Origin of the sequence: Ligilactobacillus apodemi DSM 16634 = JCM 16172 (genome assembly GCF_001434405.1) — a bacterium.
Lineage (GTDB): Bacteria > Bacillota > Bacilli > Lactobacillales > Lactobacillaceae > Ligilactobacillus > Ligilactobacillus apodemi.
In genome coordinates this window covers 1-209 of the sequence record NZ_AZFT01000026.1, presented here as the reverse complement: position 1 = coordinate 209, position 209 = coordinate 1, and the positions used below count along the sequence as shown (strand labels likewise).

Genomic DNA, 209 nt, shown 5'->3' with positions numbered 1-209 from the left:
AGCGCTAGCGAATCTGCCTCAACATCGTTGAGTGAATCGGTAAGCGCCAGTGAATCCGCCTCGACATCGTTGAGTGAATCAGTAAGCGCCAGCGAATCAGCAAGCACATCGTTGAGCGAATCAGTAAGCGCAAGTGAATCAGCAAGCACATCATTGAGCGAATCAGTAAGCACATCATTGAGTGAATCAGTAAGTGCCAGTGAATCGGC

General features: G+C 49.3%; 1 protein-coding gene. It reads right to left on the bottom strand.

Annotation, left to right across the window (positions count from 1 at the left end):
* Nucleotides 1-4 precede the first annotated feature (4 nt).
* Nucleotides 5-209: hypothetical protein (locus tag FC32_RS10845; protein ID WP_162253195.1), on the bottom strand; the 205-nt coding region annotated here is incomplete at its 5' end.